We start from the raw sequence: 14,984 nt of genomic DNA, 5'->3' as shown, positions 1-14,984 counted from the left end.
ATGCCAGTGGTTATCAGTTAGGTTGTCCCAGCAGGCGGTCCACCTCGAAGCTGAGTTGCGTGGCCTGCAACTGCTGCCACAGCGCAATCGGCCACCCGGCCTCGCCCCGAATGCTGCGCGCGAACGCTACCAGCTCTTCGCTCTGGCCCTTGGCGGTTGCGCGTGTGGCCAGCGGCTTCTGCCTAACCCCCGCGACCTCCAGGCTGCGGTAGTCGTGCAGCGAGATGACCAAGCCATCGACGAAGACTTCCATTCGCTCCTTGGGATGGTCCGTGCAACCGAGCGCGGTGTAGGTAAGAGTGGCGACGGAGCCGTCCTCAAAGGAAAGCGTGGCGACGAAGTTGTCGCTGGCCGCGTAATAGGCGGTCGCGGGTCTGATAGATAGGGCGTGGACTTGACTGACCTTGGCGCCCGTGAGGAATGTGAATAGGTCGTAGATGTGGCAGGCCTCGCCGCGGTTGCGGCCACCGCCCTCGGGCCCGTGCACCCAGTGGTCAAGCGGAATATAGCCCGCGTTCATCCGATAGTTGATGATCATCGGGTTGCTCCGGCCGGCCACCAATGCCCCAATGCGCTGCGCGTACGGTGAGAAACGGCGGTTGAACCCGGTGAGGAGGATGGGCCGGGCGGACCGGTCGTTGCCATAGAAATCTACGATTGCGGCCAGCTCGGACTCGCGCAGTGCAAGCGGCTTTTCGACTAGGACGTGCTTGCCGGCTTGCAACGCCTCCAGTGCCATGCGCCCATGCAAGTCGTGGCGTGTTGTGATGATCACCGCATCGATATTTTTGTCTGCAAGCACTTCACGGAAATCCGTGGTGCAGTAGTCGGCACCATAGCGCTTGCCCATATATGCAGCGTTGTGACCGCTGCGGCTGACCACCGCGCGCAGGTGGAAGTCGCCCTTGAGCCTCGCGAGATTAGGAAGGTGCATGCTTTTGGCAAAACCGCCGGCACCTACCAGCGCGACGCGAACGACCCGCGCGTCCGAGGTGGCCGCGAGAGGTGCGAGGTTGACCCGGCGCGCCGGCGCTTGCTCGGCGCGTGAATACGACAGAAGCACCATGAGCGGTCGGTCGGCGCCGCCCTGCAAGGAGCGATACGCGGCCGCGATGTCTGCCAGCGGGTGGACCGCAGTAATTAGCGCCTTTAAGTCTAGAGTGCCGTCCGCGATCAAGCGCAAATACTCCGACATATTGCGCCCCTCGGTCCAGCGTACGTAGGCCAGTGGATAGTCGAGGCCGGTCTCCTCGTAGCCAGTGTCGTAGCGGCCCGGGCCATACGATGTGGAGATTAGGAAATCGAGTTCCTTTGCGTAGAAGTCCGCGCGCTGCAGAGCTAGTCCGACGTCGCCAACCAGCACGACTCTCGCCTTGCGACGGCACATGCGGAAGGCGGTGGAAACGATGGCGTCGGAAGGACTGGCGGCGGTAATGATGACGCCGTCCGCTCCCGTGCCGCCAGTGATACGGGCGACCTGTAGCACGTCTTCGCCGTCGTCCGGGTGCACGCCCCAGTTCATCCCCTGGCTCTCCGCGAGGGCGATGCGCTCGCGGTCGAGGTCCACACCGATGACGCGGCATCCGTTGGCGCGTAGCAGCTGCGCCGTCAGCTGACCGAGGATGCCCAGACCGAGTACGACGAACGTTTCGCCGAGCGTGGGCGCCGCGCGGCGGATACCCTGAAGGGCAATTGCACCGAGTGCGACGGAGGAAGCCGCCTCGAACCCCACGTTATCCGGAATCCGCACCACAAGGTTCTTGGGGACGCGCACGACCTCGGCGTGGAAGGCGCATTGAGCGCCTGCGCAGGCAACGCGGTCGCCCCGGGCGAAGTCCTCCACACCATCGCCAACCTCAATAATGACACCAGCACCAGAATATCCAATCGGCGATTCCAGTGACAACTGGTCGTGGACGATCCGCCGGAAGGCGGCCGGGCCATCAGCAACCGCGATCTCGAAGGCCGTCTTTACGTTCTGCGGTTGCCGCAGCGCACGCTTCCACAGCGGAACTCCGCTAGCCCTGATCCCGGACATCTCGGTTCCGATCGAGATACAGGAATGATCCATCGCGATCAAGACGGTGCCAGGCTCGGCCAGCGGAACCGGGACTTCGTTTAGCCGGACTGCACCGCCGCTGACCATGACCTGTTTCACTGCCGGACACCCTCAAGATCCGTCACGATCCTGCTCGCTGGTGCCTTGCGCTGGGACCCCACTGCATACCACGGTATGGTCTTGGCGATCCCTTCGGCTAACCGGTGAGTAGGCAAATAGCCTAGCAGGCGCTGTGCCTTGCTGACGTCGGCCTGACTGTGGCGTACGTCACCGGCACGAAAACCTCGGTGAAGGGGCTGAGTGCCCTGCAGGTGCGGGTGCCGAGGGAGCAGGTTGCGGTGAAGTTCGGTATACAAGTTGTTGAGGGTGGTGCGCTCACCCGCCGCTACGTTGTAGACTTGGTTGAGGGGGGAGGCGCTATCCTCCCCAGGCATGCATGGAACGGAAGCGGCTGTGGCGGCTAGCAGGTTGGCCTGCACGGCGTTGGCCACAAAGCAGAAGTCGCGGCTGGTTTCGCCGTCTCCGTTGACGTAGACGGGGTCACCCCTGATCATGCTGGCAATCCATTTGGGGATGACGGCGGCGTAGGCGCCTTCGGGGTCTTGGCGTGGGCCGAACACGTTGAAGTAGCGCAGGCCGATCGAGTCGAAGCCGTAGCAACGGGCGAAGACCTCGGCGTACAGCTCGTTCACATATTTGGTCACAGCGTAGGGGCTAAGCGGCTTGCCGATCCTATCTTCTACTTTTGGGAGGTCGGGGTGGTCACCGTAGGTGCTGCTGCTGGCGGCGTACGTGAAGCTCTTGACTTTGGCCTCCCGGGAGGCGATCAGCACGTTCAGAAAACCGCTGACGTTCGTTGCATTAGATGCAATCGGATCGACCAGCGACCGCGGCACTGACCCCAGCGCAGCTTGATGCAAGACAAAGTCCACGCCTGCGCATGCTCTGTGACAATCGTCGAGATTGCGGATGTCGCCCTTGATCGAGTCGAAGTTGGCCCACTGAGTGGGGGTGACCAGGGTTTGCACCTCATCGAGGTTGCGTTGATAGCCGGTGACGAAGTTGTCGAGGCCGACCACGCGCTGGTCGAGCTTGAGCAAGGTTTCCAGCAGGTTGCTGCCGATGAAGCCAGCTACTCCGGTGATGAGCCAAGTGTGGGGCTCGCTCGGCAAACGGGTCAGAAGACGGTCGTACGCGGTCATGGGCGGGACACGGTCATGGACGGGGCGCGAGATCATAGGCGGCCGTCAGCAGCACCTAGCGGAAGAATGCTCTTCACGTCGTACAGCACGGCTCCGGGCTGGCCAAAGGCCTTGATGCCAATTGCGCCAAGTTCCGAAAATTCGCGGTGCGCCACCGCCAGCACCACGGCTGCGTAGTGGCCGGGGCGCGGCAGCTCCGTCAACACCTGCAAACCGTATTCGTGCTCGGCTTCGGCGCCGTCCACCCATGGGTCGAACACGTCGACCTGGGTGTTATAGCGTTCGAGGGTGCGCACGATGTCCACCACCTTCGTGTTGCGCAGATCGGGACAGTCTTCCTTGAAGGTCAGGCCCAGTACCAGGATCTTGCTGCCCAGCACCGGGAGGTTCTTGCGCAGCATCAGTTTGATCGTTTCGTCGGCCACGTGGACGGCCATGTTGTCGTTGATGCGGCGCCCCGCCAGGATCACCTGGGGCGAGTAGCCGACCTCCTCGGCCTTGTGGGTCAGGTAGTAGGGGTCCACGCCGATGCAGTGGCCGCCCACCAACCCGGGGCGAAATGGGAGGAAGTTCCACTTGGTGCCGGCGGCCTGCAGTACTTCCAAGGTGTCGATGCCAAGCCTGTGGAAGATAAGGCTTAGCTCGTTCATCAACGCGATATTGACGTCGCGCTGGATGTTCTCGATCACCTTGGCCGCTTCGGCCACCCTGATGCTGCTGGCCTGGTGCGTGCCCGCAGTGATGATCTGAGCGTACAACGCAGTGACGGCGCCGGCCACGGCCGGCGTGCTGCCGCTGGTGATCTTGCGGATGCTCGGCAGGCGGTGCTCTTTGTCACCGGGATTGATTCGCTCGGGGCTATAGCCACAGTAGAAGTCGACGTTGAATTTCTTGCCACTGAATCGCTCCAGCACGGGCACGCATACCTCTTCGGTGGCACCGGGGTAAACGGTGGATTCGTAGATCACCACCGCGCCGTCGGGCATGACCTTGCCCACGGTTTCGCTGGCTTTGATCAGAGGCGTCATCTCTGGCCGGTTGGCCCGGTCGACCGGTGTGGGGACGGTGACGATGAAGATGCCACAAGATCTAAGCGCTTGCGGATCGCTCGTGAACGTCAGCTCGCGCGCAGCCTTGAGGTCTTCCGTGCCGACTTCCAGGGTGCCGTCCCAGCCTGACCGCAATTCAGCGATGCGCTTTGCATGGATGTCGAATCCCACGACCGGGCGTTGTCTGCCGAACTCGACGGCCAGCGGAAGGCCGACGTAGCCCAACCCGATGACGGCGATCTTCTTCTCGGTGAGGTTCATTAGCCCTTCACTCTCGAGCGGTCGTTAAGAAATTCCCCGGTACTGGCAGCGTCCTGGCGTGAGAGCTCGGTTCGCATTGCGTCGATTTCACCCTTGAGCGCAACGTATTCGGCTTCCTTACGCATGAGATAGGCGCGCGTCAGGCTGACCTTCGCCTTCACGCCTTCGGGGGTGAGCAGGTATAGGTAGCCGAGTTTGTTGTCGCTGCGCCGGAAGTTGCCGGCTTTGAGATGGCCTTTTTCCAGGAGCGCTTTCAGCAGGTAATTGGTCTTGCCCAAGCTCACGCCCAGCCGCTGCGCCAGTTGCCGCTGGCTGATGCCGGGCTCGGCGGCGATGACTTTCAGGATGGACAAGTGAGCCTGTTCCCTTGAGGTCATTCGGTCTGGTGAGGCCTGTTCAATCATTGAACGAACATTGTACGGTCCCGACCCGATCGGTGACAAGACGTAAGCGTCGCCGTCTGGGCGGCGGTGCTGCCAACCGTTTTCCCGGTCGACGGGGCCTACCTCGGCCCTTGGTAGCTGTACTGGCGGTACCTGTAGCCACCGTACTTGTAACCGTAGCTGCCGTAGTGGCGGCGGCTCATATCCATTGCATTGAACAGCACGCCGCTAACAGTCTTACCCGCGTGAGCCAGGCGTTTAGCGCTCTCGTGCAACTCTCCGATCTGGGTTTGTCCCGCGCGCGCCACCAGCAAGACCGTGCCGACTTGGGCCGCCATGCCCAGCGTGTCAGCGGCGACCAGCACCGGCGGCGTGTCCACGATCACCAAGTCATACTGTGGCGAGAGTTCGTCGAGCACGTTGGCGAACGCCGCACTCATCATCAGCTCGGCCGGATTGGGCGGCAACACGCCTGTGGTGAGCACATCCAGGTTTGGCACCAGGCCGCGCCGGATAACTGCCGAGGCTTGCAGGCTGCCGGCGACGACTTCCGACAGGCCGCGCTCTCGCTGGGTGCCAAAGAAGTGGTTGAGGTGGCCCTTGCGCAGGTCGGCGTCGATCAGCAGCACGCGCTTGCCTGCGCTCGCGAGAAGCGCCGCAAAGTTGGCCGAGACAAAGCTCTTGCCCACACCTGGCGTCGCCCCGGTGATCAACACGCGATTGTTGGGAGCTTCCAGCATCGCAAACTGCAAGGCGGTGCGTAAGCTGCGCAGGCTTTCTACCGCTGGGTCGCTCGGAGAGAGTAGGGCGAGCAAGTGCTGGCCGGGCTGCCTCGCGAGAGCAAGCTTGGTCAACGCCTCTTGTTCCGCGCTCAAAGGGATGGTGCTGTAGACGCCGAGTCCGGTGTGAGCCTCGATCTCCTGCGGATTGCGAATCCCACGGAACAAAGCGTTGCGGGCTAAAGCTACCACGACCCCGCTCAATAGCCCCAGCATTGCGGCAAGAGCCAGCACGAGGGAGCGTTTCGGTTTCACCGCCTGTTCCGGCACTGTCGCTTCGTCGATCAGGCGGACGTTACCTACCTTGCCCTCGCGGATCAACTGCAGCTGCAGCGCGTTGTTGCGTAGGCTCTGGTACGCCTCGTTGTTGACCTTGGCGTCGCGCTCGAGGCGCAAAGCGTCCTGCTGCACGCTCGGCATGGCTCGCACGCGCGCGTTGAGGCTGCCGATCTCGCGATTCCAGGCCGCGATCTGCGCATCGAGCGTCTTCACCACCGGATGCTCCGTCATGAAGCGCGACACCAGTTCGCGCCGCTTTTGCTGGGCCTCGAGCAGCTTGCCCTGCAAGTCGACGCTGCGGCTCAAGATCAGCTTGGCCTCCTCGTCCAGCGCCACCGTCCCCTGCTTGTTGCGATATTGGTTGTAGGCTTCTTCGGACTGGTCCAGCTGTTTCTTGAACTGCGGCAGTTGCACGTCAAGGAAGGCCAGCATCTTCTGCGCTTCAGCGGCCTTGCGCTCCACGTTCTGACGCACATATTGGCGCCCGATCTCGTTCAGCACCAGCGCCAGCTTTTCCGGTTCGGCGCCTTGCAGCGTGGCGTCGATCACGCCCGACTGGCGACCTTGTTCGGCAAGCTTCAGACTGGATTGCAGGCCTCGGATCGCGGTCAACCGCGAGCGCCGCGTCAGGTTGAATTCCGCGCCGGGTTTGCCCTGCATGCTGCTCACCAGCAGCGAGACGGTGCCAAGGGGTGTGGTCCGTACCAGCGGTGCGCCCACGCTTCCAAGCAGGTCGCTGGGCAGGTTGGGGTGCGACAGGCCGTACTGCCCATTCCCGTGCGCAGTCACGCGAAAGGGCGAGCCTTCCAGTCCCTGCGGCACGTCGAAGGCTGTCACCGAAATGGTTTCGGCGCCGGTTACGTAGCCTCCTATGCCCAAAAAGCCAGGTTCAGACACGGCGGTGGCACGGCGGGCCAGCCAGTTTCCGACCAGAGGCAGGTAGTGCGGACCGGCATCGATGTACAGCAGCGTGCTGTCCACCGCCTGCCCGATCACCATGCGCGAACGGATGATCTCCATCTCTGCCGCTGCCGGGGTCTTGACGTCGAACAGGCTCGCCGCCTCGCCTAAAAAGCTCTTTGCGGAACCCGAGGAGTCTTCCACTTGGATCAGCAGGTTGGCCTCGTATACCGGCCGCGCTAGGAAGGCATAAGCGCCGCCGATGACGATGGCCAAAACGGTAATTGCCGAAACGATCCACCGGTTGTCAACGAGGATGTCCCAGTACTCGACGAGGTTTATCTCGTCGTCATCCTCGACTGGCACCGGCGCCGGCAGCGCCGTCTGGTTCAACTGGTTGTGCAAAGGCGTGCGTGCGTTCATGGCGTGGCTGGTCAGATCTTGTGGATGCGCTGGAGCCATGCATGGACCCCGCTGTCGATGAGTTGAAGCGCCTCGCGGAAAGCAGCTTCGGGCTGCCGATACGGGTCGGGCACGTCGCGTTTGTCGAATTCGCCGATGCGGAACACCTTGCCGCAGGCAAAGGGGTACATCTGCTCCAGGCGCTTCCGCTGGTCGGCGGACATCACCAGCACCAGATCGCTGCGTTTGCACATGTCCCCAGTGATCTGGACGGCCCGGTGCGGTGCGATGTCGATGCCGCGTGCATCCATCAGGCGCACGGCGGTTTCGTCGGCGGGCATGCCGATCAAGGCGCCAAGGCCGGCGGAGCGCACGCTGAGCCGAGGCAACGCCGTCTTCAAGAGGCCCTCGGCCATCGGGCTGCGGCAGATGTTGCCTTCGCAGACGACCAGGATGTCTTTCATGGATTCGTGATGCTGCGGCCCGTGCTGAGCACCTGGGCGGAAGGAAGGATCAAGCTGATGATGCGGTTCCAGTTGACCAGCGGCACCGGGTCGATGTAGACCACGTCTCTCGGACGCAGCGAGAACGTGTCGGCGAGTGCCAGCGCGCTCGGCGTGCTGGCGTTCAGGTGGAAGACCGCGGGCGAGCCCTGCGCGGTGTTGCGGATGACGTATATCTGCCCGGTGTTGGCCGTGGTGAGGTTGGGCCCGCCCGCCTCGCCCAATGCCTGGTTGAGGCTGAGTCGGCCGTTGTGCATGGGCAGCGCGGACGGTTTCGCGATCTCGCCCACCACGTAGACCTTGTTTTCGTCGCGATGGCGCACCGTCACCAGGTCGCCGTTCTGCAGCAGAATCCGGTTGGCGCTGACGCCCAACTCCTGCAATTGCATGAGGTTGACGACGGTGGTCTGGTTGTTGCGGGTCAGGGTGACGAACGAGCGGTCGCCGGTCGGCGTGATGCCACCGGCGCGGTTGATCGCCTCCGGCAGCGTCATCGGCACGTCGGTGAAGATCTGGGTGCCGGGTGTGCGAACTTCGCCTTCCACATAGGCTCGGCGGCTGCGAAAGGACTGGATGCGGACGGTGACCTGGGGGTCCTTGATAACTCGCGTGAGCCGTTTCGCCAGTAGCTCCGAGGCCTCGATCTCGGTCAGGCCTTCCACCTTCAGTCGGCCCACATAGGGGAAGGTGATCTGGCCATCCGCCCCGACGATGAATCCTGGCGCGGAACTGATGCCGGTCGGATCGACGCCCTGGCTGATGACGGCCGCATTGCTCTGCAACAGCTCGGGATGGTCGTACACGACGATGCCGATCACGTCGCTGGGGCCGATGGTGTATGGCTTGGGGTCCGCGAAAAGCGCCTGCACCTCGGCCGGGATGCCGCGCGGCTGGCTCTGCGCCTGCGCCTGCACCAGCGCCGGCGTGATTTGCGTGATGACGCCTTGCGGCGGGCTGTTGGGGTCGGCCGGCACGTATTGCCCCAGCGTCACGCTGGTGCGCTGCTTCGGGTCGGCGTAGTCGAAGCCGGGTGCCGTGACGACGGCGCAGCCCTGCACCAGCAGCGCTGCCAGCAAGGGGCCGATCAGGCGGCGGACGGCAATGAGTCCCGGTGTGTGCATGAAGTCTTTGGATGTATTACGCATGTGCACTGATGGCAAACTCTATAGGGACTGGCCGGGTGTTTCCAGCGTGCTTGCCCCGATGGCACAGCTCGGACGTGCACACCTGCGCAGCTGGTACCGTCCTGTTGTCACCGGGCTGCATCGCGGATGCGGCGGATGTTGTCTTCGAAGTAGACGAGCCCCGCGCGGTCGGAGTTGAAGGTCGCGTCCAGGGAGGGCGCCGGCGCCGGCAGGCCGAAGCCCGGGCGCACGGCGTTGTTCTTGCTGGGGTCGCGCACTAGCGTTTCCTTGGCGTGGGCAAAGCGGGGCGTGCCGCCCACCTGCAAGTGACGCCCGACGGTGGCTTCGCGCCGCGGTCCGATCGGCACCGACAGCTCCAGGCCGACGAACTGGCGGGTGGGCGCGCCCTCGAAGCTGGTGCGCTTGTAGTAGGCGCGTACCGAGACGTCGCTGAACCACTGGCGCAGGCCGAGCTGGATGCCGCGGTCGTTGTAGAAGAACTGGCCGGCACTGGCTTCCAGCCAGGTTCGCGTCGGCGCCACGTTGTAGCGGTAGCTCGCCAGCAGCGGCCTGGCCGTGCGCGGGCCGACGTTGGGCAGCCCCGAATCGAACCGGTCGTTGCGCATCCAGCCGGTCTCGGCGGTGAGGCGGTGTCGGCCTTCGCCCGGCTCCCAGCGCACGGCGCCGTGCAGCCCGTCGAAGTGGCTGCCGAAGCGGCCCACGCTGGCCTGTGCCGTCACGCCGGCAAGGCCCCAGCGTCTCGCCTTGACGTCGCCGCCGGGGGCGAGCCAGCGCTCCATCGGCAGGCGCAGGGTCTGGGTCAGGGCCAGGCGTTCGGTCTCCGACCGGATGCGCCACGTGCCGAACACGCCGTCGGCCTCGTAGTCGCGGCTTTGCGCCAGCGGCACGTTGCGGCGCCACTCCACGCTGGCGCCGTCCCACAGCGGCAGTTGCAGGCCGATGTTGACGCCCGCCGAATAGTCGAGGGCGCCGAATTCGGTGCCTATGCTGGTCTGCAGCACCGGCCCCACGGTGACTCGCAGTCTTTGCCACGCCGGTTGCCGGTTGCGAACGATCCACGCGACGCCGTCGTGCAGCGGCTCCAGGGCGCCGGTGCCGGGCGTGGAGAGCTGGCCGGCGGCGCAGGCCGCGCCTTCGTTGGCGATCCAGTCGCGCAGGCAGTCGCTCTGGCCGGTGACGGCCACCAGCGGCGTCTGGCGCTGCGTGAGGATCAGGCGGTAGGCGGTCCTGGTGTCGGCCAAGGTGCGGGCCACGGCGCCGAGGGCGACGCCGAGCGCGTCGACGGAGTTCCAGTTGTAGGTGCCGTTGTTGGCGCGCACCGCGATGGACCCGTCCGGCATGCGGCCGACGGAGATGTCTTCCAGGCCCTTGTCCTGCAAGGCGGAGGCGAGCCGCTCCAGGTCGGTGTCGGTCGGCGGCATGGGCGGCACGGGGGAGGGGACCGCCGGCGTCGTCGTGGCGTGGCCTGGCGTCGTTGCCTGCGATGGCGGCAAGGCGCGCGCTTCGTAGGCGGGCAGCGGCCGCTGCGCACCCGTGAGCGCCGGTAGCGGGCCCTTGGCTCCGGCGCCGGGAAGGGCGGGCACCTTGTAGAGCGGGATCGAGAGGCCCGCGCTCAACCAGGCGCGGCGCGTGAGGTTGTTGTCGTTGAGCCGGTGGTTGCTGCCGACATAGGCTTTCCAGCCCTCGGGCAGCCAGGAGTCGGGGGCGAACAGGCGCACGCCGGCCCAGGCATTGCCGTCGGCGTACTCGATCTGCCCGCGCACCCACGGCAGTGGCTGCCACGCGGCTGCGGCGAATGGGCCGTGCAACGGGGACATGGCCGTGGCGCGCGCGCCGCTGCGGCGCGCGACGCCCGCGCTGGCTTCGAATGGCCCCTCGTGGTACGTCAGCACCCCGTAGTACGTTCGGAAGTTGGTGGCCGCACCGCCCAGGTCGGTGGCGCCGGCAGCGATGTGGAAGCGATTGGCCGCATCGAGGCCGATGGCGAACTTGCCCGACGCGGAGAGATCCCGCGTGCCGCAACCTTCGGTAAAGCAGTTGCGGTGGATGCTGTTGGTCGCCAGCCGCCCGGAGATTTCCAGGTTGGGCAGGAGGCCGAAACCGAAGACGAAGTTGTGGCCGGTCGCGCGCGCCAGGCCCGGCAGCTGACGGTCGTATGTCGCTTCGGCGCGGCCCCAGTCGAGCAGGTGCGCGTTGGGGGTTATCCCTAGCCCAGTGTAGCCTGCCTGCGTCAGTGTCGTGACTTGTGCCGCTGCCGCGGCGGACCACATTGCTAGAACGGCGGCAGTGAGAGTGGTCGGGAATCGCATCATGCGTAGGCGGCGTGCTGGACGAGGCTCGGTAAATTCACCAACTCACTAGAGGAGATGACGCGGATAAGCTCGGCAATTCTATGAGAGGCGTGTCGAAACCGCTTCGCTTTTATTTACACTCCGTACTCTTTGTTGTAATCTGCGCCGACGGTAGGACCTCTCTGAAAGGGACATCAATGAACAAGACAACCGCGCTTCTCCTGAGTGTTTTCACGGCAGTCGCGCTCACGGGCTGCGGTGGTGGCGGTGGTGGTGGCGAGCCGCCGCCGGTGCTGGTGGCGCCCCCGCAGGTCAACGTTGCGGCGGCGCCCACCACGGTTGCTGCCGTCGAGGACGTTCCGTTCACCTTCACCGCGGGTGTGCCCGAACTGGGGACGACGGGCACGACGACCTTGGCGTTCACGGACACTTCGACGACGCCGGCGTTCTCGATCGTTGCCGAAGGTGGCACGGCCACGGGCACGACTACCTTCGGGTCGTGCATCTTCACGGTGACGGCATCCACCTTCCCCGCCGGGTCCAGGCTCGCGCAGGGCGCCGTCGTCACCGTCAATCCCTGCAACATCAACGTGAACACTGCCGGCCTGCAGGCCACCGGCGTGGCGGCGAGCCGCAGCGTGGCGCTGGCGCTCGGCAGCGCAGTGTCGAGCGGCCAGTCCGTCACGGTTCAGGTGAACCCCGGCGGGCAACTGGTGCTCAACGGCAACAGCGTCGGCACCGTGACCCTGACGCCGGTGACCGGCTGATACTGGCGATCTCTTGGTCAGCGCAAACGGCCCGCTTCGGCGGGCCGTTTGCCTTTTACTTGACGATCTCGAGGATGAAGTGGCAGTAGATGCCCGGCCCGAAGCGCGGCTTGTCGCGCAGCGCGTGCAGCGTATAGCGCAGCCCGCAACTGGTGGCCGGGTCCAGCACGCGGCGCTTGAGCGCCGGGGCGTCGTACTTGCGTGACGCGGGAACGCCGAAGTACGCCCTTTGCAGGTATTCGGTGGCGCCCGGGTCGCCGCGGCCCTTGCCCCAGTACTCGGGTGTCGAGTACGTGCAGTGGTGCGTGTGCATGTACAGCGGCACGATCACGATGCGGCCGCCGGGCCTGAGGATGCGCGCGGCTTCGCGGATGAAGCGCGTGTCGCTGTCGCCCTCGAACATCTCGTAGGCGCAGTGCAAGGAGGCGCCGCCGACCGACGCGTCGGCGAAGGCGGTGGCAGTCGCGTCCTCCTCGCGGTAGTAAGGCAGGGCGCTGAATTCAGGCTGCACGGCCAGGTCGATGGCAAAGGCCTGCAGGCGCCGGCGCTCGCGCAGGCTGCGGGCCCAGGGCGAGCCGCAGGCCGCCACGTCGACGTAGACGTCGTCGCCGCCGAAGCCTTCGAGGCCGAGCATCTGGCTGGCGATCCAGTGCTCCAGCAGCTTCTCGTGCCAGACGCCGCCGTCACGGCCGCCGTGATAGTCGGGCGGGAACCAGTCGCCGGCCATGAAGGCGCGGAAGGCCTCGGGCGACGGTGAGTAGTCGTGCACCTCGACGCCCAGCCCGGCCAGGTCCCGCTCGATGCGGACCAGTTCGTCGTCGGTGGGGTTGCGGTACGCGGGGGCTTTCCAGAGCCGCCAGTGGAGCGGAGCCGTCTTTCGGCGCAGCATCTCCCGGCCGATGCGCAGCGACCCCGCGAGGCCGTGCCGCCTGATCTTTTCGACGTAACCCATGGGCCCGGAGTGTGCCAGCCGCGCGCTTGCGGCGCCAGGGAACGCATGGGTTCGGAGGATGGTGCCTCGGGTCGGACTCGAACCGACACTTCTTGCGAAACGGGATTTTGAGTCCCGCGCGTCTACCGATTTCGCCACCGAGGCTGCGCCAAATTCACCTCTCCGCCTGGGGGGAGGGGAGCCGCGAATTATAGTCACCCCCATGACCTACCCGACCATCGAAGACGCCATCGGCCGGACGCCGCTGGTGGCGCTGCAGCGCATAGGCGCGGCCGAGAACCGGCAGCGCGGCAACGTGATCCTGGGCAAGCTGGAGGGCAACAACCCGGCCGGCTCGGTGAAGGACCGGCCGGCGCTGTCGATGATCAAGCGAGCCGAGGAGCGCGGCGAGATCAAGCCGGGCGACACGCTGATCGAGGCGACTTCGGGCAACACCGGCATCGCGCTGGCGATGGCCGCGGCGATCAAGGGCTACCGCATGGTGCTGATCATGCCGGAGGACCTGTCGGTGGAGCGGGCGCAGACGATGAAGGCGTTCGGCGCCGAGCTGCTGCTCACGCCCAAGAGCGGCGGCATGGAATACGCGCGCGACCTGGCCGAGAACATGCAGCGCGACGGCAAGGGCCGGGTGCTGGACCAGTTCGCCAACGAGGACAACCCCCGCATCCACTACGAGACCACGGGGCCGGAGCTGTGGGACGACACCCAGGGCCGGATCACGCACTTCGTCAGCGCGATGGGAACCACCGGGACGATCACCGGCGTGTCGCGGTTCCTGAAGGAGAAGAACCCGGAGATCCGCATCATCGGCGCGCAACCGAAGGAAGGCTCGCGCATCCCCGGCATTCGCAAGTGGCCCCAGGAATACCTGCCGCGCATCTACGACCCGAGCACGGTGGACGAGACGGTGCTGGTGAGCCAGGAAGACGCCGAGGAGATGTGCCGGCGGCTGGCGCGCGAGGAAGGCATCTTCGGCGGCATCTCGGCGGCCGGCGCCTGCTGGGTGGCGATGGAGATCGCGAAGCAGGTGGAGCACGCGACGATCGCGTTCGTGGTGTGCGATAGGGGAGACCGCTACTTGTCGACCGGTGTCTTCCCGGCATGATGCGACGGTGACCACCGACTACAAGTTCTGCCCTTGCTGCGCGGCGCCGCTGCGCATGCTGTCGCAGGTGGAGGACGGCGGGCCGAAGGAGCGCCTGCGCTGCGCCGGCTGCGGCTGGACGCACTGGAACAATCCGACGCCGGTGCTGGCCGCGGTGATCCAGTACCAGGACCGGATCCTGCTGGCGCGCAACGCGGCGTGGACCAACAAGATGTACGCGCTGATCACCGGCTTCATGGAGGCGGGCGAGACGCCGGCCGAAGGCGTGGCGCGCGAGGTGAAGGAAGAGACCAACCTCGACGTGCGCGAGCTGAATCTGATCGGCGTGTACGACTTCCAGCGGATGAACCAGGTGATCATCGCGTACCACGCGGTGGCCGAGGGCGAGGTGCGGCTGTCGCCGGAGCTGGTGGACTGGCGGCTGTTCGAGTACGAGAAGGTCAGGTGCTGGCCGGCCGGCACCGGCCGGGCGCTGGCCGACTGGCTGCGCAGCCGCGGCGTGGAGCCGCAGTTCATGGACAGCGTGCGCCGCGACTGACGGTGCAAAATGGAACGGCGATGAACATCGACAAGGAAATCGACACCCGCGGGCTGAATTGCCCGCTGCCCATCCTCAAGGCCAAGAAGGCGCTGGCCGAGTTGAAGAGCGGCCAGACGCTGAAGGTGGTGTCCACCGACGCCGGGTCGGTGCGCGACTTCCAGGCGTTCGCGAAGCAGACGGGCAACGAGCTGGTGGAGCAGACGACCGCCGGCGTGGATTTCGTCCATGTGTTGAGGCGGCGTTGAGGCTGTGCAAAAACTCCCGCGGAGGTTCGCCGGCCGGTCAGCGTTTCTGACTAGTTAAACGTTGACCAGGCATCGCCGCCCCTGCCGATGCCATGCCCCGCTACAAACCTGTAGACCGCAG

Annotated in this window: 13 protein-coding genes and 1 tRNA gene; 4 read left to right on the top strand and 10 right to left on the bottom strand. The window is 65.3% G+C overall.

Annotation, left to right across the window (positions count from 1 at the left end; translation table 11 throughout):
* Nucleotides 1-13: 13 nt before the first annotated feature.
* The 8 genes from RAMLITH_RS23210 to RAMLITH_RS23175 form a co-directional block, all read right to left on the bottom strand.
* Nucleotides 14-2,158: a Gfo/Idh/MocA family oxidoreductase gene (locus RAMLITH_RS23210; RefSeq protein WP_168109839.1), complete on the bottom strand. Its 2,145-nt coding sequence runs from the start codon at nt 2,156-2,158 to the stop codon at nt 14-16.
* Nucleotides 2,155-3,261 carry an NAD-dependent epimerase/dehydratase family protein gene (locus RAMLITH_RS23205; protein WP_168109838.1) on the bottom strand — a complete coding sequence of 369 codons (1,107 nt, stop codon included), beginning with the start codon at nt 3,259-3,261 and terminating at the stop codon, nt 2,155-2,157. Before RAMLITH_RS23205 ends, RAMLITH_RS23210 begins: the two co-directional genes overlap by 4 nt.
* A gap of 32 nt (nt 3,262-3,293) precedes the next feature.
* On the bottom strand, nt 3,294-4,571 hold the full coding sequence (tviB, locus tag RAMLITH_RS23200) for a Vi polysaccharide biosynthesis UDP-N-acetylglucosamine C-6 dehydrogenase TviB (RefSeq protein WP_168109837.1): 1,278 nt from the start codon (nt 4,569-4,571) through the stop codon (nt 3,294-3,296).
* Nucleotides 4,571-4,975 (bottom strand): MarR family EPS-associated transcriptional regulator, encoded by a 405-nt coding sequence (locus RAMLITH_RS23195; protein WP_238344355.1) that lies wholly within the window; start codon nt 4,973-4,975, stop codon nt 4,571-4,573. The genes tviB and RAMLITH_RS23195 overlap by 1 nt, the downstream gene beginning before the upstream one ends.
* 98 nt (nt 4,976-5,073) lie before the next feature.
* Nucleotides 5,074-7,335: a polysaccharide biosynthesis tyrosine autokinase gene (locus RAMLITH_RS23190; protein WP_168109836.1), complete on the bottom strand. Its 2,262-nt coding sequence runs from the start codon at nt 7,333-7,335 to the stop codon at nt 5,074-5,076.
* Nucleotides 7,336-7,346: 11 nt separating this feature from the next.
* A complete protein-coding gene (locus RAMLITH_RS23185; protein ID WP_168109835.1) occupies nt 7,347-7,778 on the bottom strand; it encodes a low molecular weight protein-tyrosine-phosphatase in 432 nt (143 codons plus the stop codon).
* Nucleotides 7,775-8,938 (bottom strand): polysaccharide biosynthesis/export family protein, encoded by a 1,164-nt coding sequence (locus RAMLITH_RS23180; RefSeq protein WP_168109834.1) that lies wholly within the window; start codon nt 8,936-8,938, stop codon nt 7,775-7,777. The genes RAMLITH_RS23185 and RAMLITH_RS23180 overlap by 4 nt, the downstream gene beginning before the upstream one ends.
* 131 nt (nt 8,939-9,069) lie before the next feature.
* Nucleotides 9,070-11,232 carry a YjbH domain-containing protein gene (locus tag RAMLITH_RS23175; RefSeq protein WP_168109833.1) on the bottom strand — a complete coding sequence of 721 codons (2,163 nt, stop codon included), beginning with the start codon at nt 11,230-11,232 and terminating at the stop codon, nt 9,070-9,072.
* Between the two features lie 218 nt (nt 11,233-11,450).
* Here RAMLITH_RS23175 and RAMLITH_RS23170 point away from each other — a divergent pair, with 218 nt between their 5' ends.
* Complete coding sequence (locus RAMLITH_RS23170; protein ID WP_168109832.1) at nt 11,451-12,020, top strand: hypothetical protein; 570 nt, start codon at nt 11,451-11,453, stop codon at nt 12,018-12,020.
* Nucleotides 12,021-12,075: 55 nt separating this feature from the next.
* Here the strand turns inward: RAMLITH_RS23170 and RAMLITH_RS23165 are convergent, their stop codons facing one another.
* Together RAMLITH_RS23165 and RAMLITH_RS23160 are read right to left on the bottom strand one after the other, a co-directional pair.
* Nucleotides 12,076-12,972 carry a methyltransferase domain-containing protein gene (locus RAMLITH_RS23165; RefSeq protein ID WP_168109831.1) on the bottom strand — a complete coding sequence of 299 codons (897 nt, stop codon included), beginning with the start codon at nt 12,970-12,972 and terminating at the stop codon, nt 12,076-12,078.
* Between the two features lie 59 nt (nt 12,973-13,031).
* Nucleotides 13,032-13,116: transfer RNA gene (locus tag RAMLITH_RS23160), tRNA-Leu, on the bottom strand.
* Nucleotides 13,117-13,174: 58 nt separating this feature from the next.
* On the opposite strand from RAMLITH_RS23160, the gene cysM reads away from it, so the two are divergent.
* The 3 genes from cysM to RAMLITH_RS23145 are packed head-to-tail and all read left to right on the top strand — an operon-like array spanning nt 13,175 to nt 14,863.
* Complete coding sequence (gene cysM / locus RAMLITH_RS23155) at nt 13,175-14,077, top strand: cysteine synthase CysM (protein WP_168109830.1); 903 nt, start codon at nt 13,175-13,177, stop codon at nt 14,075-14,077.
* A 7-nt stretch (nt 14,078-14,084) separates the two neighbouring features.
* On the top strand, nt 14,085-14,615 hold the full coding sequence (locus RAMLITH_RS23150; RefSeq protein WP_168109829.1) for an NUDIX domain-containing protein: 531 nt from the start codon (nt 14,085-14,087) through the stop codon (nt 14,613-14,615).
* 20 nt (nt 14,616-14,635) lie between these two features.
* Entirely contained in the window at nt 14,636-14,863 is a 228-nt protein-coding gene (locus tag RAMLITH_RS23145) for a sulfurtransferase TusA family protein (RefSeq protein WP_168109828.1), read from the top strand.
* The last annotated feature ends 121 nt before the right edge of the window (nt 14,864-14,984 follow it).

This window comes from Ramlibacter lithotrophicus (assembly GCF_012184415.1).
GTDB classification, from domain to species: Bacteria; Pseudomonadota; Gammaproteobacteria; order Burkholderiales; family Burkholderiaceae_C; genus Ramlibacter; species Ramlibacter lithotrophicus.
The sequence above is the reverse complement of the archived record's forward strand: the minus strand, read 5'-3'. Positions and strand labels throughout refer to the sequence as shown.